Genomic DNA, 16,998 nt, shown 5'->3' with positions numbered 1-16,998 from the left:
GGAAATGGCCGCGCAACTCGACTATCTCACGCTCAAGGAAATCTTTCGCAGGTTCCACGAGGTCGAGCCCGAACCCAAGGGCGAACTCGACCACACCAACGCCTATACGCTGGTGGTGGCGGTGGCGCTGTCTGCGCAGGCCACGGATGTCGGCGTGAACAAGGCCACGAAAGCGCTGTTCAAGACCGCCGACACGCCCGAAAAGATGCTGGCCCTTGGCGAAGAAGGCCTGATTGAGCACATCAAGACGATCGGCCTTTACCGCAACAAGGCCAAGAACGTCATCAAGCTGTCGCGCATTCTGGTCGAGCAATATGGCGGTGAGGTGCCGTCCTCCCGCGCGGCGCTGCAATCGCTGCCCGGCGTCGGGCGCAAGACCGCCAATGTCGTGCTGAACATGTGGTGGGGCGTGCCCGCGCAGGCGGTGGATACGCATATTTTCCGCATCGGCAACCGCACCGGCATCTGCCCCGGCAAGGATGTCGACGCCGTCGAGCGCGCGATCGAGGACAACATCCCGGCCGAGTATCAGCACCACGCCCATCACTGGCTCATCCTGCATGGCCGCTATGTCTGCAAGGCGCGCAAACCCAATTGTCCCGCCTGCCTGATCCGTGACCTCTGCCCCTTCGACGAGAAAACCCTGTGACCCGTACCAATGTCTCTTCCGGCTCGTATCTCGAACCGATCATCGGTTTCAGCCGCGCCGTCCGCATCGGGCAACATGTCTCGGTCGCCGGCACCGCGCCGATCGCCGAGGGCGGCGGCACGCATGGCGTGGGCGACATGGCCGCGCAGATGCGCCGCTGCCTGGAAATCAGCCTTGCGGCTCTGGCCGAGGCCGGCGCCCGCCCCGAAGACGTGATCCGCTCGCGCATCATCGTCACCGATATCGCCCGCTGGGAAGAGGCCGCGCGCGTGCATGGCGAAGTCTTCGGCAGCATTCGCCCGGCCTGCACGGTCATGCAGGTCAAGGGCTTCGTCGACCCCGACTGGCTGGTCGAAACCGAAATGGACGCGATCATCCCGGAGGATTCGCAATGAGCAAAACGTATCAGGTCGCCGGGATCGGCAACGCCATCGTCGATGTCATTTCGACCGTCAACGACCACTTTCTGGACCATATGGGTATCCAGAAAGGCATCATGCAGCTGATCGAACGCGAACGCGCGGAAACCCTGTTCGGCGCGATGCGCGACCGGCAGGAAGCCTCGGGCGGGTCGGTGTGCAACACCATCGCGGGCGTCGGCGCGCTGGGTCTGAAGACGGCGCTGGTGGGCCGGGTGCGCGATGACAGCCTCGGGCGCTTCTTCGCGCAGGATACCGAGCGCACCGGCACCGCCTTCGTCAACCCGCCGGTCAAGGGCGGCGAACTGCCGACCTCGCGCTCGATGATCTTCGTCACGCCCGATGGCGAGCGGTCGATGAACACCTATCTGGGCATCTCGTCCGAAGTGGGCCCCGACGATGTCGACGACGCGGTGATGGCCGATACCGAGGTCGTGTTCCTCGAAGGCTATCTGTTCGACAAGGACAAGGGAAAGGAAGCGTTCCTCAAAGCCGCCCGCGCCTGTCACAAGGGGGGCGGCCGGGTCGGCATCGCTCTGTCCGATCCGTTCTGCGTCGACCGTCACCGCGCCGATTTCCGCCGCCTCGTCGCGAACGAGATGGATTACGTCATCGGCAATGAAAAGGAATGGACCTCGCTCTATCAGGCCAACGACCTCGACGAAGCGCTGGCCCAGGCGCAGGAAGACTGCCAGATCGTCGTATGCACCCGCTCGGGCGATCCCGTCGTGCTGATCAAGGACGGCCACCGGGTCGCAGCCCCCGTGAACACGCGCGTTCCGGTCGATGCGACCGGCGCGGGCGACCAGTTCGCGGCGGGCTTCCTCTATGGGCTGGTGAGCGGCCATTCGATGGAAACCTGCGGCCGCATGGGCAATATCGCCGCGGCCGAGGTGATCGGCCATATCGGCGCCCGCCCGCATGCCGATATCTTGGCTCTCTACAAGGCCGAAGGCCTGATCTGAGGCGTCACGCCGGCACCGCCTGCGTCAGCGCCGCTTCGATCAGCGGCGCCAGGCGGATCGTCAGCAGGCAGATCCAGACCGCCCCGTAGATCAGCGGCACCCACAGATCCAGCTTGCGCCGCGTCGGCTGACGCGGCGTGCCCCCCTCGATGCCGAAATAGTCGCGCCAGACCTCGGCCCGCCGCGCCCGGTCGTCGATGAAACGCTGCTGGGGACAGAACGCGGCCAGCGCGCTCAGCCGATCCTCGGACAGGTCGGAGATGTAGCGATGCTTGTGGTAATCCGAGATCAGCGCCCGCGCCCGCGTGATCGGGTACCAGATCACCCACAGATGCACCTTGCTCAGCACGAAGATCACACCGAAGGCCAGGTCCGAGACCAGCGTCGGCTGCCCCAGCGTGGCGACCAGCGCACCCACGGTCAGCAGGAAGCTCTGCACTGTCATCCCCAGCGCGCGGTATTGCTGCAGCAACCCCTCGTTGACCTGCCACTGGGTGTTCGCCTGATCGTGTTGCGGACGCGCGCTCATGGTATTTGTCCTGTCTCGTGTTCGGGCTAACCTGCGCGGCAGGCGCTCTGTCCACGGGGACCCCCCGCCTTGAGCGGAACGCGCGGGGCGCCCATATGTTCACAGTGTATTGCCCCGAAAGGGGTGTTGCGGAAAAGGGCGCATCGACCATGGGTTACGTCAAGACCGGCATTCTGATGGCAGCGATGACCGCGCTGTTCCTGGGCGTGGGCTACCTGATTGGCGGCAGCTATGGCGCGGTGATCGCGCTGGTGGTCGCGGCGGGGATGAACGCCTTCGCGTGGTGGAACTCGGACAAGGCGGTGCTGAGAATGCACAATGCCCGCCCCGTCGACGCCCATACCGCGCCCGATCTGCAGCAGATGGTGATGGAGCTGGCGCGGAATGCCGATCTGCCGCCGCCGGCCGTATACATCATCGAAAGCGACCAGCCCAACGCGTTCGCCACCGGCCGCAGCCCCGACAACGCGGCGGTGGCCGTGTCGCGCGGGCTGATGGACCGCATGTCGCGCGAGGAGGTCGCGGCCGTGGTCGCGCATGAGCTCGCGCATATCAAGAATTACGACACGCTGACGATGACGATCACCGCGACCTTCGCCGGCGCGATCTCGATGCTGGCGAATTTCGCGATGTTCTTCGGCGGAGCGCGGCAACGCGCCAACCCGATTGCCATGATCGCGATGATGATCCTCGCACCACTGGCTGCCGCGCTGGTGCAAATGGCGATCTCGCGCTCGCGCGAATACGAGGCCGATCGCATCGGCTCGCAGATCGTCGGCAACCCGCTGTGGCTGGCCGAGGCGCTGCGCAAGATCCAGGGCTATGCCAGCCGGATCGACAACGACGCGGCCGAACGTAACCCCGCCACGGCGCATATGTTCATCATCAACCCGCTGCACGCCCATGCCCGCGACAAGCTGTTCTCGACCCACCCGGCGACCGAGAACCGCATCGCCGCGCTCGAGAAACTGGCCGCCGAGATGGGTGCGCGCAGCGCGACGGGCTTAGGCGGCCGCCCGGCCTCGAACCGGCGCGGCGCGGACCCGCGCCACGACCCCGGCCCCTGGGGCTGACGGAGAGGGCGGACGGGGGCGCTGCCCCCCGAACCCCCCGGGATATTTTTGGAACAAAGATGCACGATAAACGGCGTGGCCGAGAGTCGACCACGCCGCCGTCTTCGTTCACGGTCATCGGCATCCCTGCCTGTACCGTGCAGCCAGAGTGACGCATTAACCTTGATGACAGGTAAACGCGCCCCTCTTTGTTCCTCAAATATCCTCGGGGGGTGAGGAGCGCAGCGACGAGGGGGGCAGACAGCCCCTCTGTACGTCACCCGCCTCGCCCAACGTCGGCACAGGACGCGCCGAGACCGCTGGCTCCCCGTCGAAGACAAAGGGCGAGCGGATCCCGCGATGCGGGCCGAGATCCAGCTCCATCCCGCGGGCCTTGACCTGCGGATCGGCGAAGACCTCGTCCATCGTGTTGATCGGTCCGGCGGGAATACCCTGCGCCTCGCATCCGGCGAGCAGTGCGGCCTTGGTCCAGCCCCGCGTCTTTTCCGAGATCGCCTCGCAAAGCGGCGCGCGATTGGCGACGCGGCCGGCATTGTCGCGGTAATCGGGATGCGTGATCAGATCTTCCAGACCCAGCAGCGTGCACAGCCGGTGATATTGCGCGTCGTTGCCGGTGGCGATGATGATATGGCCATCCGCGACCTCGAACACCTGATAGGGCACGAGGTTCGGATGCCAGTTTCCGGTCCGGCCCGGCGCCTGTCCCGAGGACAGGTAGTTCATCCCCTGATTCGCCATCACCGCGACCGCGCAATCCAGAAGCGCCATATCGACATGCGCGCCTTTCCCGGTGCGCCCGCGTTCGATCACGGCGGCGAGAATGGCGGTGGTTGAATAGACCCCGGTGAACAGGTCCGTCACAGCGACCCCCACGCGATGCGGTTCACCCTCGGCCGGGCCGGTGATCGACATCAGCCCGGACATGCCCTGAATGATGTAATCGTAGCCCGCGCGATGCGCATAAGGGCCGTCCTGTCCGAAGCCGGTGATCGAGCAATAGATCAGCCGCGGGAAGTCTTCCTTCAGGGTCTCGTAATCGAGGCCGTATTTCTTCAGCCCGCCGACCTTGAAGTTCTCGATCAGGATATCGGCATCGGCCAGCAAGGCCCTGACCTTCGCCTGCCCTTCGGGCGTGCGGAAATCGGCGGTGACCGAGCTTTTGCCCCGGTTGGCGGAATGGAAATAGGCCGCGACCGGGGTGCCGTCGCGGTCGATGAAGGGCGGACCCCAGCGGCGCGTATCGTCGCCTTCGGGGGCCTCGACCTTGATCACCTCGGCGCCCAGATCGGCCAGCGTCTGTCCGGCCCAGGGACCGGCAAGGATGCGCGCCAGTTCAACGACGCGCAGCCCTTTCAGCGGTGTCGCACTCATCCGTCGGCCAGCAGCGGATCCAGGATCGCACGGAACTCGTCCATGCTCATGTTGGAATAGGTGGTGCCGTTGATCACGAAGGACGGGGTGCCGGTGATCTCGTATTCTTCCATGCCTTCCTGATAGACCTGCATCATGGCCGTGGCCATGTCGCGGTCGGCGAGGCATTCGTTCAGCGCCTCGTCGGTCAGACCGGCGCGGCGGCCGATGCGGCGCAGGTTGTCGGCGACCTCGTTGGCATCCGAGCCGCGCGCCCATTGCTGCTGCTCGTCATACAGGATGTCCGAGATGCCGAAATAGCGCATCTGCCCGCCGCAGCGCGCGACCAGCGCGGCCCACAGGCCATAGGCGTCGAAATAGACCTCGCGGTACTCGAAACGCACGCGGCCGGTATCGATGTATTCTTCCTTCAGTTGCGGCCAGACGGTCGCATGGAAACTGGCGCAATGCGGGCAGGTATACGAGGCGAATTCCATGATCGTCACCTCGGCATCGGGATTGCCGAGAACCAACTCTTCGACGCGCGAGGTATCGACCGCGGCGGCGTCCTCGGTCTGGGCATGGGCGGCGCCGGGTGTGATCAGGGTCTGGCCGGGCACGGGACGGCCGGTCAGATTTGTGTAGCCGGCATAGGCACCGGCGGCAGCCAGGGCGGCGCCCCCCGAAAGCAGAAGCGAGCGTCGATTCATTCTATATCCTTTCCTTCGTCCCGGCGCCGCGTTTCGGCGTGCCGGGCCTGTCGCATGAGAACTTGGGTGGCGAGACGATCCAGCGCGGCCTTGAGCCCGCCGTCATTCACGCCTTCGGTCATTCCCTCGACCACCTGTTTTGCGCGCGAGAGCGCTTCGGGCGAGGGTTTGGCGATATTCGGCCCCTCAAAGGGGCGTTGCGCTTCTGCCAGTTGCGGTGCCATGCCGCGCGCCGAGGTCTGGGTCACGCGGACCCGGCTGATCGCGGCATAGCCGTAGATCGCGTTGACCTTGTCGCGCAGTTTCTCAGTCTGCATCTGCACCAGCGGCGCGGCGGCGCCCGAGGCCAGCAGCGTCAGCGTCGCGCCGATGCCCTGCTGGGCGTAGCTGACCTTGACCGGGCGGCACATCGGCGCCAGATCCGGTCCGGCGATTTCGGGCCAGTGGGTCAGCAGGCGCGTGACCGCGAAGCCGCGCGACTCGCCCGCCTTGCGGATCGGGTCGCGCAACAGCCCGCTTGCCGGCTCGAATCCACGCATCCGGCGCGCGGCTTTCGCGCGCGGGGCATCGGAGGCTTTCGAGGCAGAGGTCATTGCGGGGCGGGCTTTCCTGTCAGTCTGCAATATCTTAGTGACTCTGTAAGCCTTGGCCAGAGGCCGCGCGACAGGAGGCGTCAAGAATGCGTGACGGGACTGCAACACGCCACGAAGCTGCGGCGCTTCTGCGCTGGTACGACCGGGCGGCGCGGGTGTTGCCATGGCGCGTGGGTCCGGCCGAACGCGCGGCGGGCGAGCGGCCCGATCCCTACCGCGTCTGGCTGTCCGAGATCATGCTGCAGCAGACCACCGTCGCCAGCGTGAAAGCCTATTTCGACCGTTTCACCACCCGCTGGCCCACGATCGAGACCCTCGCCGCCGCCGAAGATGCCGAGGTCATGGCCGAATGGGCGGGCCTTGGCTATTACGCCCGCGCCCGCAACCTGATCGCCTGTGCGCGGCAGGTCGCTCAGGGCGGGGCGTTCCCCGATACGCTCGACGGGCTGCGCGCGCTGCCCGGCATCGGCGCCTATACTGCCGCTGCCGTGGCCGCCATTGCCTTCGACCGGCCCGAAACGGTGGTCGACGGCAATGTCGAGCGCGTGGTCTCGCGGTTATTCGCGGTTCAGGACCCGCTGCCGAAGTCAAAGCCCGCGCTGGCCAGGCTTGCCGCCCGGCTGACGCCGCAGGAACGCCCCGGCGATTTCGCGCAGGCGATGATGGATCTGGGCGCGACGATCTGCACGCCGCGCAATCCGCGCTGCGAAACCTGTCCGCTCGAAGGCTTCTGCGAGGCGCGCGCGCAGGGCATCGCGGCCGACCTGCCGCGCAAGACGCCCAAGGCGCCCAAACCCACGCGGTACGGCACCGCCTATGTCGCGCTGCGGGCCGATGGCGCGCCACTGCTCGAGACGCGACCACCCAAGGGGTTGCTGGGCGGGATGCCCGGCTGGCCCGGCACGGATTGGGCGGACGCCCCCGATGCCGCGCCCCCGCTGCAAGCGGACTGGACCATCCTGCCCGGCGTGGTGAAGCACACCTTCACCCATTTCCATCTGGAGCTGACGGTCGCGCTGGCCCATGTGCCGCAGGACGCCGAGCCCGAGCGGGGCGACTTTCGCCCCGGCTTCGATCCGGCCGCGCTGCCCACGCTGATGCGCAAGGTCCATGATCACGCGGATGCGGCATCGGGTGACCTTTTCGCCCCGCGCAAGCAGGATTAGGGTGGCCGGGAACGGAGCTGTCCCATGACGACCGACCCCAGACCGATCTCAGGCTCGCTGGCCTCTGCGCTGCCGTTCTGGCTGTCGCTGGGCTTCGTGCCACTGCTGTGGATTGGTGCTTTTTGGGGCGGACTGTGGCTGGTGCTGGCGCCGCTTTATGCGTTCGGGCTGATCTCGCTCATGGATGCGATCGGCGGGCTGAGCAGCGTCAATCCCGATACCGAAACGCCGGTGCAGCGGCTTTTCTGGTATCGGCTGATCACGCTGATCTGGTTCCCGATACAGACCGCGATGATCTTTGGCCTGATCTGGTACATCACCCATCGCGGCGATCTGGTCTGGCACGAATTGCTGGTGCTGTTCTATGGGCTGGGCATGGCAACCGGCGGCATCGGCATCGTCTATGCCCACGAGCTGATGCACCAGAAAACCTCGCTTGAGCGCTGGCTGGGCGATCTGCTCATGGCGCAGGCGCTGTATTCGCATTTCCGCTCGGAACATCTGCGCGTGCATCACCTGTGGGTCGCCACGCCGCGCGACCCGGTCAGCGCCCGCTATAACGAGGGGTTCTGGCGCTTTTTCCTAAGGGTGCTGCGTGATTGCCCGCGCTCGGCATGGCGGGCCGAGGTGGCGATGCTGAAACGCGCGGGCAAGGGCCCACTCGACCCCGCCAACCCGTTCTGGCGCTATGGCGCGCTGCAGGCCGGTTTCCTGATTCTGGCCTTCGTGGTCGGCGGATGGCTGGGGCTGGCGCTGTTCGTCTATCAGGCGATGGCCGCGATCTTCCTGCTGGAACTGACGAATTACGTCGAGCATTACGGCCTGACGCGCAAATATCTGGGCGAGGGCCGCTACGAGCATGTCCAGCCGCGCCATTCATGGAACGCGGCGCACAAGGCGTCGAACTGGCTGCTGATCAACCTGCAGCGCCATTCCGACCACCATTACAAGCCCGACCGCCGTTTTCCGCTCTTGCAGACCTACGATGCCGCCGAGGCCCCGCAATTGCCCGCAGGCTATCCGACGATGGTCTTCGTAGCAGCCTTTCCGCCCTGGTGGCGGCGGATGATGAACCCGAGGGTCCGCGCGTGGCGCCGGCAATTCTATCCCGAGATCGACGACTGGTCCGCCTACAAGGCCGGGACCAACCCGATGCCGCGCGGGGCCGCCTGAGCGCTCGGACTCACCGCTTGCGCTTGCTCCACAGCCAGCCCTTGCGGTGGAACCAATAGGTCAGCGACAGCGCCAGTATCCCCATCAGCGCCATGGCAATGGGATAGCTCCATTTCCAGTGCAGTTCGGGCATGTAATCGAAATTCATCCCGTAGACGCCGACGATGAACGTCAGCGGAATGAATATCGTGGCGATCAGGGTCAGAACCTGCATCACCTCGTTCGACTTGTTCGACTGGCTCGACAGCAGCAGATCGACAAGGCCGGTGGCGATTTCGCGGTAAGTCTGGATCGTTTCGATCAGCTGCACCGTGTGATCCTGCACGTCGCGCAGATACAGGCGGGTATTGTCGGAAAAGCGCTGGATCTCTTCGCGCTGCAGCGTCGCCACCACGTCGCGCATCGGCCAGACGGCGCTGCGCACGCTCATCAATTCGCGTTTATGGGCGTGGATCTGCCCCATCTCGACCTCGCCCGTCTCGAAGACGATGTCATCTTCGAGCGCCTCAAGCTGGTCGCCCAGATGCTCGATCACCGGAAAATAGGCGTCGATCAGTGCGTCGATCAGCGCGTAACACAGGTAATCGGCACCCCGTTTGCGCATCTGCCCCACGGGGTTGCGAAGCCGCGCGCGCACCGGGTCGAACACGTCGCCGGGCTTTTCCTGAAAGGTGATGACATAGCCATCGCCCAGAAAGATCGCCACCTGTTCGGTTGTCAGCTGACCCGTGCCCCGGTCCGGCATGCGCAGAACGATGAAGTGATGCGCCTCGTATTCTTCGGCCTTGGGGCGCTGGTGGACGCTGACGACGTCCTCCATCGCCAGCGGATGCAGACCGAAGGTCGCGGCGATATGGCTCAGCGTCTTGTGGTCGCCCAGACCGTCCACGTTGAGCCACAGCACGCTGTCCTCTTCGGCGGCGAGGATATCGTCCTTCTCTTCCACGTTCTCGGCCGAGAAGCGGAACGAATGGACTCGGGTGGCGCGCGCGCCGGGATCGACGGACAGAGTGCCCGGGGGTGCGCCCGGGGGCGTACGACTGCGGCGGGAGTAACGCGGTTCCTTGCTCATGGCGGGTCAGATAGGCCGGGACGGCGCTTTGGAAAGTTGCACGGCAAGGATCCCGGCCATGATGATCGCAACGCCGATCACGTCGGTCAGGCCCAGCCCCTCGCCCAGCAGCGCCGCCGCGATGGCCACGCCGAAAAACGGGTTGAGAAAGTGAAAGGTCGCGCCCCGCACCGCACCGATCCGCTGTACCAGCATGAACCAGACCCAGGTCGCGGCCAGACCGGGCACCAGCGTGGTATAGAGGAAGGCAAGGATCAGCCGCGGCGTCCAGTGGACCTCGAAGGTCTCGAAAGCCAGCGCGGGGCCGATCAGCGCGACGGCGCCGACCAGCATCTGAAGCCCCACCACCATCATCACGTTTCCGCCCGACGATGCGCCGCGCAGGGCGAGCGTGGCAATCGTCAGCGCCATGGCCGCCAGCACGCACAGCGCCACGCCGAACGGGTCCAGCCCGCCGCCGAAGCGCGCGCCCATGATCAGGATCACGCCGCCGAACCCGGCAACCAGCCCCGCCACCGCGACGGGCTTGAGCTTGTCGCCCATGAACAGGAACCCGGCCGCAGCCACCATCAACGGCAGGGTCGAAGCGATGATCGCGGCGGCCGAGGCCTCGATCCACTGCATGGCGATGAAGTTGAGCCCCAGATAGGCCGCGTTCTGGCAGATGCCGAAAATGATCGTCGCGCGCCACTGGCCCCGCGTCAGGTTCCACGTCTCGCCCAGCATGCGGGCGATGGTGACGCCGATCAGGCCCGAAATCAGGAAGCGGAACGACAGCGAATAAAGGGGCGGCGCATCGGCGACGATCATCCGCGCCGAGGTGAAGGCCGAGGACCACATGAAGGCGAAGGCGAGGCCCATGAAGAGCGCTTTGAAATCCATGGGGACCCCTTGTTTCATTGGCCGGTTTCCCGGGGACCGGCGCGCCCCGACCGTTTGGATAACGGGGAAAAGCAGGCAGGGAAAGGGGTGTCCCGCGATGGCACGACGATGCCGGGAAAGGGATTTCAAAGGGTTCGCGGGATGGTGCCCGGGCCGGTCGAGCCGATTTCCGCCCGCTATCAGAATACCCGGCGCGAAGAATGCCGGACGGGCGGGTCGTCGTCGCCTGCCTGCGCGCTGTCAGCCAAGCTCTGCGCGCGCGGCGCTTCGGGCCAGCGTGGCGATCAGATCGGTGCGCGTGACAATGCCGATGATCCGGTCCCGATCGAGCACCGGAACCGCATCGGTGTCCCCATCGGCCATCATCGGCAGCAAGGCACCTACGGGCGTGTCGGCGTCAGCGCGAGGCCCCGCGACGCTCATGATATCGGCCGCCGTCATCGGCCCAGCCTGCCCCCTGCGCAACCAGTGGCGGACACTGCCTGTAAAGCCGCGATGGGCGGAAAGGGCGCTGGCGCGGGTTTCGCTGATAAGGTGGATTTGAAAGATAACCCCCTGAAACCCCTGATCTGCCCCGACGACGGGCAGGGACGTGAAGCGATGGTGCCGAAACAGATCGGCGATCTCGCTCAACGGTGTCTCAGGCCCGATGGTGACAAGGTTGCGCGACATGATATCCGCCGCGACTACCCGGCCCCCGGATTGCGCTGCGGCCTGAAGCTCGGCGGCGCCGATCAGCCGCGCCAGATCTTCGACACCGATGTTGAAAGACTGCCGATAGCGGTCGAGGATCGCGGTCAGGTCGTCCTCGGACAGCCCCAGCCGCTCGGTCGGGTTCCGATCTTCGGTGCCGTGCTTGCCGGGTGCGTCGAATTGCCGGAACGGATAGCGGCGCCCCGTCAGCCGGGCATAGAGGGCCGCGATCAGAACCAGCAAAGCCGTGCCCAGCGCGATGGGTGTCAGGGCGAACCAGAACCCCAGATCGGCGATCGCATCCGGGGACATCGCCGCGGTCATGGCGACCGCGCCCGCCGGCGGATGGATCGCGCGGCACAGAATGGTGGCGGTGATCGCAAGACCCACGGCCAGAGCGATGCGCAGGACGGGGTCGGTCACCAAAAGACACACCGCAACCGCGACAAGGGCCGCGACGGTATTGCCGACGATGGCCGACCACGGCTGCGCCAAGGGGCTGTTGGGAAGAGCGAACAGCAGGACCGACGTCGCCCCGAACGGCGCGACGAGATACAGGCCCAGATCCGCATCGACCGTCGGGGACAGCACGAACAGGCCTGTCAGCCCCAATCCGATCAGGGCACCAAGCCCAGCGCGCAGGGCCTCAATGCCCGAAACACGAGCAACCGCCGGGCCGATTGATCCTAGTCTGTGCACGATGGGGCCTTTGCGTGAGATCGTGCTGAAAATTCCACCAGCGGGGCGAAAGATCAACCGGATGATTGCGCGGCGTTGCCGGGGTCGGTCGGTCAAAGATTTCGGCTGGCCCGTCGTTTGCCGCGACCGCTACATCCTGCGTGTCAGGCCCAGGGGTTCGTTGCAGGACCCGTTCGAAGCGCGCGGGCGCGACAACGCGGACTCGACGCCCTGTTCCGGCTACGCAATGATGACGGCACCGCCAAGAGCAACCGCCAGAGCCGGGGACAGCAGAGCCGCATGGAAACCTCGCGCAGCGATCGCCTGAAGACCGTCATCCTGCTTTGGGCCGCAGCCGGGCTGACATCGGGGCTTGCGTTCTACTTCGCAGGCCGCACCGGCGTCGCCGATCTTCTGTGGGTGGCCGGTGTCGTTCCCGCGCTTGTCGCGCTCGGGGTCGAGATCCTGCGCAGCCTGCGTTCGGGCGAGGTCGGGCTGGATATCGTCGCCGCGCTTTCGATGGCGGCAGCGCTGGTATTCGGCGAGACGCTGGCGGCGGCGGTCGTCGCGCTGATGTATTCGGGCGGCACCTTCCTTGAAGCCTTTGCCGAGGGACGCGCCCGGCGCTCGATGCGGGACCTGCTTTCGCGCGTACCGCGCACCGCGACCCGGCACCGCGACGGCGGGCTTGAGGACGTGCCGCTCGACGACCTTGCCCCCGGCGACCGGCTGCTGATCCGGCAGGGCGATGTGGTACCGGTCGATGGCACGGTGGCGTCCGAGACCGCCTTTCTGGACACCTCGGCATTGACGGGCGAATCCCTGCCCGTGCGGCTGGCGCGCGGGGCCGAGGCGATGAGCGGCTCGACCAATGCGGGCGAGGCCTTCGAACTGACAGCAACGCACGAGGCCAAGGACAGCACCTATGCCGGGATCGTCCGGCTGGTCGAAACGGCGCAGGCATCAAAGGCGCCGATGTCGCGGCTGGCGGATCGCTGGTCGCTGGGGTTTCTTCTGGTCACGCTCGGCATCGCCTTGGCCGCGTGGTGGATCACCGGAGATCCGATCCGCGCGGTCGCCGTGCTGGTCGTGGCCACGCCCTGCCCGCTTATCCTTGCCGTGCCGGTCGCTCTGGTTGCCGGTCTGTCGCGCGCCACGCATTTTGGCGTGCTGATCAAGGGGGCCGGGCCGCTTGAGACGATGGCACGCATCCACACGCTGATCCTCGACAAGACCGGCACGCTGACCGATGGCCGCCCGCAGATCGTGTCGATCAACAGCCAGAATGGGATGGCCGAGGACGACATCCTGCGCCTTGCCGCCTCGCTCGATCAGGCCTCGAAACACCCGGTAGCGCAGGCCATCGTCGAGGCGGCAAAGGCGCGCGGCCTCGCGCTGCCCGTGCCGTCAGAGGTGGCGGAATTTCCGGGCGAAGGCCTTGTCGGCCATGTCGAGGGCCGCGACGTGGTTGTCGGCGGCGACGACTTCGTTGCGGCGCGGGTGGGGCGGCGCCCCGGCGACCGCACCAGCATCGCGGCGGGGTCGGTCCTTGTTGCTGTGGCAATCGATGGCCGCATGGCCGGGTATCTCGTCATGTCCGATCCGCTGCGCGAGGGCGCGAGCGCCATGCTCGACGGGCTGCGTCGCGAGGGGATCGCGCGCATCCTGCTGGCCACCGGCGATCGCGCGGATGTGGCCGAACGGGTGACCGAAGGGCTTGGCCTTGACGGTGTGCGGGCGGGCCTGACGCCGGATCAGAAGGTTCTGCTTGTGTTGACCGAGCACAAGCACGGACCCGTCATGATGGTGGGCGACGGCGTCAACGACGCGCCCGCGCTTGCGGCGGCCGATGTGGGCGTGGCGATGGGCGCACGCGGCGCGGCGGCCTCGGCCGAGGCGGCGGATGTCGTGTTGCTGGTCGACCGGATCGACCGGCTGGGTCCGGGGATCGAGATCGCGCGGTCCGCGCGCCGGATCGCCGTCGAAAGCGTGGTCGCGGGGATCGGGCTTTCGGTGCTGGGCATGATCGCCGCCGCCTATGGCTACCTGACGCCGGTCGAGGGCGCGCTGCTGCAGGAAGTCATCGACGTCGCCGTGATCCTGAACGCCCTGCGCGCCCTGCGCATCACGCCGCGCGAGACGGCGACGACCGCCGGGGCCGCGTAAGAGCCGCGCTCTCAGAACAAGGCCAGCGTCAGCACGGGGAACGCCGCGATCAGCGCGACCACGAGTATGGTCAGAGCGACGAAGGGTGTGATGTCCCGCACGATCGTCATCATCGGCAGCCCCGAGATCGCCGCCGAGATATACAGCCCCAGCCCCACCGGCGGGGTCAGCAGGCCGATGGCGAAGGTCATGCAGACGACGACGCCGAAATGCACCGGGTTCACGCCATAGACCCCGGTCGCCACCGGCAACAGGATCGGCACAAGAATGATCATCGCCGCGATCCCGTCGAGGAAAGCGCCCACCACTAGACAGAACGCAAAGACCAGCAACATGAACAGCGTGGGATCGGTGGTCATCATCTGCAGCGCCCCGGCGATCGCCTGCGGGACGTGGTAATAGGTCAGCACCCAGCCGAAGACCTTGGCCGCCGCGATCAGGATCAGCACCAGCGCCGATCCCTGTGCGGTGCGGCTCAGCATCTGCGGGAAGTCGCGCCATGACAGGTCGCGAAAGATCAGCCCGCCCACAACCAGCGCGATCGCCACCGCCAGAACGGCGGATTCGGTGGGCGTGACGATGCCGAAGGTGATGCCGATCACGATCACCGCCGGGATGCTCAGCGCCGCCAGCGCTTCGAGAAGAACGCGCATAGCGGGCACAGCCGGATCGCGCGCTGCCGCCTGCAAAGCCTTCAGATCCGCGTCGCGACGGGGGCGGCGCAGGGTAATCAGCAGAGCCAGCCCGGCGAACAGCAAGATGCCGGGCAGGATGCCCGCAAGGAACATGTCCGCCACCGAAACCTGCGCGATCACGCCATACAGGATGAAGGGCATCGAGGGCGGGATGATCGGCCCCAGAATCCCCGCCGCCGCCGTCAGCGCCACCGAGAAGCCCTTGGGATAACCGTCGCGCTCCATCTCGCCGACCATGGTCTTGGTCATGATCGCGATCTGCGCGGTGGCCGAGCCGACGATCGAGGCCAGCATCAGGTTCGCCGTCAGGCAGACATAGGCCAGCGCGTTGGGGATGCGGCCCAGAAGCAGGCGCGCGGCGTCGATCAGTTTCCGGGTGATGCTGCCCGCGTTCATGATCTCTCCCAGCAGGATGAAGAGCGGGATCGCCAGCAGGTCGAAGACCTCGAGCCCCGAGAACATGACGCCGGGCAGCACCGCCAGAACGCGGAAATTGCTTTCGAACAGCATGAAGGCGAAGGTCGCACCGATCAGCACGAAGGCGACCGGCATGGCCATGGCGATCAGGATCGCGAAACTCAGCCCGGTTTTCATTGCGAGACTCCGAGATTGGATGCGCCGGGTTCCGGCTCGCCGCGCAGCAACCGCAGCGCGCCAAGAAACGCATGGGCAAGCGCGTGCAGGCTTACGAGCGCGAAAAAGATCGCCATGATCGCGTAGAAGGGCCGCTTGGGCAGACCCAGTGTCAGGGCAAGGTCAAAGGCCGTGCCGGGCGCGTTCAGCCAGTTGATCGTCGCGTCGAGCAACACCACGCACATCGCCGCGATCAACAGGTTCACGACGATCTTCAGCACCTGCTGCAAACGAAGCGGCAGCTTGTCGGTCAGGATCGTCAGCGCGACCATATCGCCCCGCGCAATGGCGGCGGCGGCCGCCAGATAGGTCATCCAGATCAGCATGTAGACCGCAGTTTCCTCGGCATAATAGAGCGGCGCCGAGAACGCGTAGCGCAAGGTGACATTCACCAGGAGCAACAGCGCGAAACCGGCGACCAGAAACTGGCACACCAGCAGCTCGATCCATGCCAGTGCGCGGTTCACGCGTTCGACCTGCCGTCCCGTTCGCTCCAACATCGCCAAGGCTCGTCTCCATCCGCGGATCAGGAAGGGGGCGGCACGCTTTGCGCCGCCCCGGGTTTGTGTCAGCGTCCGGTCTGGGTGCGCAGCGCCTGCAGCAGCGGAAGCGCGCCGAATTCGGCCTCGTAGGCGTCGTTCGCCGGGGCGAAGATCTCGCGCGCATTGTCCAGCCGGGTGATGGCGATCTGGTCTTCAAGCGCGGCGAGGTTCGCGGCCTCGGCCTCGACCTGCAGGGCGTTACCCCAGTCGAAGCTTTCTTCGAAGACGGTGGTGATCGCCTCTTGCTGTTCGGGCGTCAGGCCGTTCCACGCGCTGTCGGACATGACCACCACACCCGGAAACGCGATATGGTTGGTTAGGATCAGATGCTCGGCCGCCTGCTGCATCGAAAACCCGACCAGCGCGTCGAGATCAATATCGACCCCGTCCAGCAGACCCGAGCTGAGCGCCTGATACACATCACCCAGAGCAACGGGTGTCGGCACCGCACCCGCCGCGCGCCACCATGTCAGCGCCGCCGGGAAGGGCAGGATGCGGATCTTCTGGTTGGCGAGATCCTCGAGCGAGGTAACGTCGCGGTCGGCCATCAGGATGTGGCGCATACCCGCAAAGATATAGCCCATGCCGCGCATCCCCTGCGGCGCGAGAGCGTCGAGCATCTCTTGCGCGGCCTCGGTATCGGCGGCGGCGATGGCCTCGGACACATCGTCAAAGGCGAAGGGGTCCTGCCACGCCGCGAAATTGGGCTCACGCAGGCTCATGGTGCCGGCGGTCATGATGCCCATTTCCAGCACGCCGGCGGCGAGTTGCTGCAGCATCTCGGCCTCGTTGCCCAGCTGACCGGCGGGGAAGACCGACACGGTGATCTCGCCCCCGGTCGCCTCGGCCACGCCTTCGGCGAAATGGTTGGCGAACTGCGTCCAGACATGCGAAGGCGGGGTCACCATCGCGAAGCGCATTTCCTGCGACTGGGCCATGATAGGCGTCGCGCCCAGAGCCAGCAGACCGGCTGCCGTTGCGGCCTTGAGATGCCTCGAAATCATCATGTC

General features: G+C 66.1%; 17 protein-coding genes. 7 read left to right on the top strand and 10 right to left on the bottom strand.

Features of this window, described 5'->3' with window-relative positions; all coding sequences use genetic code 11:
* Positions 1 to 4 precede the first annotated feature (4 nt).
* Genes nth through JI664_RS08210 form a run of 3 tightly spaced genes read left to right on the top strand, consistent with a single transcriptional unit; the run spans position 5 to position 2,033 of the window.
* Complete coding sequence (gene nth, locus JI664_RS08220; RefSeq protein ID WP_207013231.1) at positions 5 to 649, top strand: endonuclease III; 645 nt, start codon at positions 5 to 7, stop codon at positions 647 to 649.
* Positions 646 to 1,044, top strand: coding sequence for a RidA family protein (locus tag JI664_RS08215; protein ID WP_207013230.1), 399 nt, complete (start codon positions 646 to 648; stop codon positions 1,042 to 1,044). The genes nth and JI664_RS08215 overlap by 4 nt, the downstream gene beginning before the upstream one ends.
* On the top strand, positions 1,041 to 2,033 hold the full coding sequence (locus JI664_RS08210) for an adenosine kinase (protein WP_207013229.1): 993 nt from the start codon (positions 1,041 to 1,043) through the stop codon (positions 2,031 to 2,033). Before JI664_RS08215 ends, JI664_RS08210 begins: the two co-directional genes overlap by 4 nt.
* A gap of 4 nt (positions 2,034 to 2,037) precedes the next feature.
* Here JI664_RS08210 and JI664_RS08205 read toward each other — a convergent pair whose 3' ends face one another.
* The gene (locus tag JI664_RS08205) at positions 2,038 to 2,562 is read right to left on the bottom strand and encodes a hypothetical protein (protein WP_207013228.1); all 525 of its coding nucleotides are present in this window, start codon (positions 2,560 to 2,562) and stop codon (positions 2,038 to 2,040) included.
* 149 nt (positions 2,563 to 2,711) lie between these two features.
* On the opposite strand from JI664_RS08205, the gene htpX reads away from it, so the two are divergent.
* A complete protein-coding gene (htpX, locus tag JI664_RS08200) occupies positions 2,712 to 3,635 on the top strand; it encodes a zinc metalloprotease HtpX (RefSeq protein ID WP_207013227.1) in 924 nt (307 codons plus the stop codon).
* Positions 3,636 to 3,830: 195 nt separating this feature from the next.
* Here the strand turns inward: htpX and JI664_RS08195 are convergent, their stop codons facing one another.
* The 3 genes from JI664_RS08195 to JI664_RS08185 are packed head-to-tail and all read right to left on the bottom strand — an operon-like array spanning position 3,831 to position 6,288.
* On the bottom strand, positions 3,831 to 5,006 hold the full coding sequence (locus tag JI664_RS08195; RefSeq protein WP_207013226.1) for a CaiB/BaiF CoA transferase family protein: 1,176 nt from the start codon (positions 5,004 to 5,006) through the stop codon (positions 3,831 to 3,833).
* Positions 5,003 to 5,695: a DsbA family protein gene (locus JI664_RS08190; protein ID WP_207013225.1), complete on the bottom strand. Its 693-nt coding sequence runs from the start codon at positions 5,693 to 5,695 to the stop codon at positions 5,003 to 5,005. Before JI664_RS08190 ends, JI664_RS08195 begins: the two co-directional genes overlap by 4 nt.
* Entirely contained in the window at positions 5,692 to 6,288 is a 597-nt protein-coding gene (locus tag JI664_RS08185) for a DUF721 domain-containing protein (protein ID WP_286173962.1), read from the bottom strand. The genes JI664_RS08190 and JI664_RS08185 overlap by 4 nt, the downstream gene beginning before the upstream one ends.
* An 86-nt stretch (positions 6,289 to 6,374) precedes the next feature.
* Between JI664_RS08185 and mutY the strand changes: the two genes are divergently transcribed.
* Both mutY and JI664_RS08175 read left to right on the top strand, forming a co-directional pair.
* Complete coding sequence (gene mutY / locus JI664_RS08180; RefSeq protein ID WP_207013224.1) at positions 6,375 to 7,454, top strand: A/G-specific adenine glycosylase; 1,080 nt, start codon at positions 6,375 to 6,377, stop codon at positions 7,452 to 7,454.
* Positions 7,455 to 7,478: 24 nt separating this feature from the next.
* A complete protein-coding gene (locus tag JI664_RS08175) occupies positions 7,479 to 8,627 on the top strand; it encodes an alkane 1-monooxygenase (RefSeq protein ID WP_207013223.1) in 1,149 nt (382 codons plus the stop codon).
* Between the two features lie 10 nt (positions 8,628 to 8,637).
* Here JI664_RS08175 and corA read toward each other — a convergent pair whose 3' ends face one another.
* The 3 genes from corA to JI664_RS08160 all read right to left on the bottom strand — a co-directional run bounded on the left by corA (position 8,638) and on the right by JI664_RS08160 (position 11,973).
* On the bottom strand, positions 8,638 to 9,699 hold the full coding sequence (corA, locus tag JI664_RS08170) for a magnesium/cobalt transporter CorA (protein ID WP_207013222.1): 1,062 nt from the start codon (positions 9,697 to 9,699) through the stop codon (positions 8,638 to 8,640).
* A gap of 6 nt (positions 9,700 to 9,705) precedes the next feature.
* The gene (locus JI664_RS08165; RefSeq protein ID WP_207013221.1) at positions 9,706 to 10,581 is read right to left on the bottom strand and encodes a DMT family transporter; all 876 of its coding nucleotides are present in this window, start codon (positions 10,579 to 10,581) and stop codon (positions 9,706 to 9,708) included.
* A 240-nt stretch (positions 10,582 to 10,821) separates the two neighbouring features.
* On the bottom strand, positions 10,822 to 11,973 hold the full coding sequence (locus tag JI664_RS08160) for an HPP family protein (RefSeq protein WP_207013220.1): 1,152 nt from the start codon (positions 11,971 to 11,973) through the stop codon (positions 10,822 to 10,824).
* 279 nt (positions 11,974 to 12,252) lie between these two features.
* Between JI664_RS08160 and JI664_RS08155 the strand changes: the two genes are divergently transcribed.
* Complete coding sequence (locus JI664_RS08155) at positions 12,253 to 14,118, top strand: heavy metal translocating P-type ATPase (protein WP_207013219.1); 1,866 nt, start codon at positions 12,253 to 12,255, stop codon at positions 14,116 to 14,118.
* An 11-nt stretch (positions 14,119 to 14,129) separates the two neighbouring features.
* On the opposite strand, the gene JI664_RS08150 is transcribed toward JI664_RS08155, so the two are convergent.
* The 3 genes from JI664_RS08150 to JI664_RS08140 form a co-directional block, all read right to left on the bottom strand.
* On the bottom strand, positions 14,130 to 15,407 hold the full coding sequence (locus JI664_RS08150) for a TRAP transporter large permease (RefSeq protein ID WP_207013218.1): 1,278 nt from the start codon (positions 15,405 to 15,407) through the stop codon (positions 14,130 to 14,132).
* Complete coding sequence (locus JI664_RS08145) at positions 15,404 to 15,946, bottom strand: TRAP transporter small permease (RefSeq protein WP_207013217.1); 543 nt, start codon at positions 15,944 to 15,946, stop codon at positions 15,404 to 15,406. Before JI664_RS08145 ends, JI664_RS08150 begins: the two co-directional genes overlap by 4 nt.
* A 68-nt stretch (positions 15,947 to 16,014) precedes the next feature.
* Entirely contained in the window at positions 16,015 to 16,995 is a 981-nt protein-coding gene (locus JI664_RS08140; RefSeq protein ID WP_207013216.1) for a TRAP transporter substrate-binding protein, read from the bottom strand.
* Positions 16,996 to 16,998 lie beyond the last annotated feature (3 nt).

Origin of the sequence: Rhodobacter sp. NTK016B (assembly GCF_017303295.1) — a bacterium.
Lineage (GTDB): Bacteria > Pseudomonadota > Alphaproteobacteria > Rhodobacterales > Rhodobacteraceae > Pararhodobacter.
This window is presented reverse-complemented; position numbering and strand designations above follow the sequence as displayed.

Bases quoted from the DNA above. Each gene is read 5' to 3' on its own strand.
- corA (WP_207013222.1), bottom strand. From the start codon at position 9,699: ATGAGCAAGGAACCGCGTTACTCCCGCCGCAGTCGTACGCCCCCGGGC.
- mutY (WP_207013224.1), top strand. From the start codon at position 6,375: ATGCGTGACGGGACTGCAACACGCCACGAAGCTGCGGCGCTTCTGCGC.
- nth (WP_207013231.1), top strand. From the start codon at position 5: ATGGCCGCGCAACTCGACTATCTCACGCTCAAGGAAATCTTTCGCAGG.
- JI664_RS08175 (WP_207013223.1), top strand. From the start codon at position 7,479: ATGACGACCGACCCCAGACCGATCTCAGGCTCGCTGGCCTCTGCGCTG.
- JI664_RS08150 (WP_207013218.1), bottom strand. From the start codon at position 15,407: ATGAAAACCGGGCTGAGTTTCGCGATCCTGATCGCCATGGCCATGCCG.
- JI664_RS08190 (WP_207013225.1), bottom strand. From the start codon at position 5,695: ATGAATCGACGCTCGCTTCTGCTTTCGGGGGGCGCCGCCCTGGCTGCC.
- JI664_RS08205 (WP_207013228.1), bottom strand. From the start codon at position 2,562: ATGAGCGCGCGTCCGCAACACGATCAGGCGAACACCCAGTGGCAGGTC.
- JI664_RS08155 (WP_207013219.1), top strand. From the start codon at position 12,253: ATGGAAACCTCGCGCAGCGATCGCCTGAAGACCGTCATCCTGCTTTGG.
- JI664_RS08165 (WP_207013221.1), bottom strand. From the start codon at position 10,581: ATGGATTTCAAAGCGCTCTTCATGGGCCTCGCCTTCGCCTTCATGTGG.
- JI664_RS08210 (WP_207013229.1), top strand. From the start codon at position 1,041: ATGAGCAAAACGTATCAGGTCGCCGGGATCGGCAACGCCATCGTCGAT.
- JI664_RS08145 (WP_207013217.1), bottom strand. From the start codon at position 15,946: ATGTTGGAGCGAACGGGACGGCAGGTCGAACGCGTGAACCGCGCACTG.
- JI664_RS08195 (WP_207013226.1), bottom strand. From the start codon at position 5,006: ATGAGTGCGACACCGCTGAAAGGGCTGCGCGTCGTTGAACTGGCGCGC.
- JI664_RS08185 (WP_286173962.1), bottom strand. From the start codon at position 6,288: ATGACCTCTGCCTCGAAAGCCTCCGATGCCCCGCGCGCGAAAGCCGCG.
- htpX (WP_207013227.1), top strand. From the start codon at position 2,712: ATGGGTTACGTCAAGACCGGCATTCTGATGGCAGCGATGACCGCGCTG.
- JI664_RS08140 (WP_207013216.1), bottom strand. From the start codon at position 16,995: ATGATGATTTCGAGGCATCTCAAGGCCGCAACGGCAGCCGGTCTGCTG.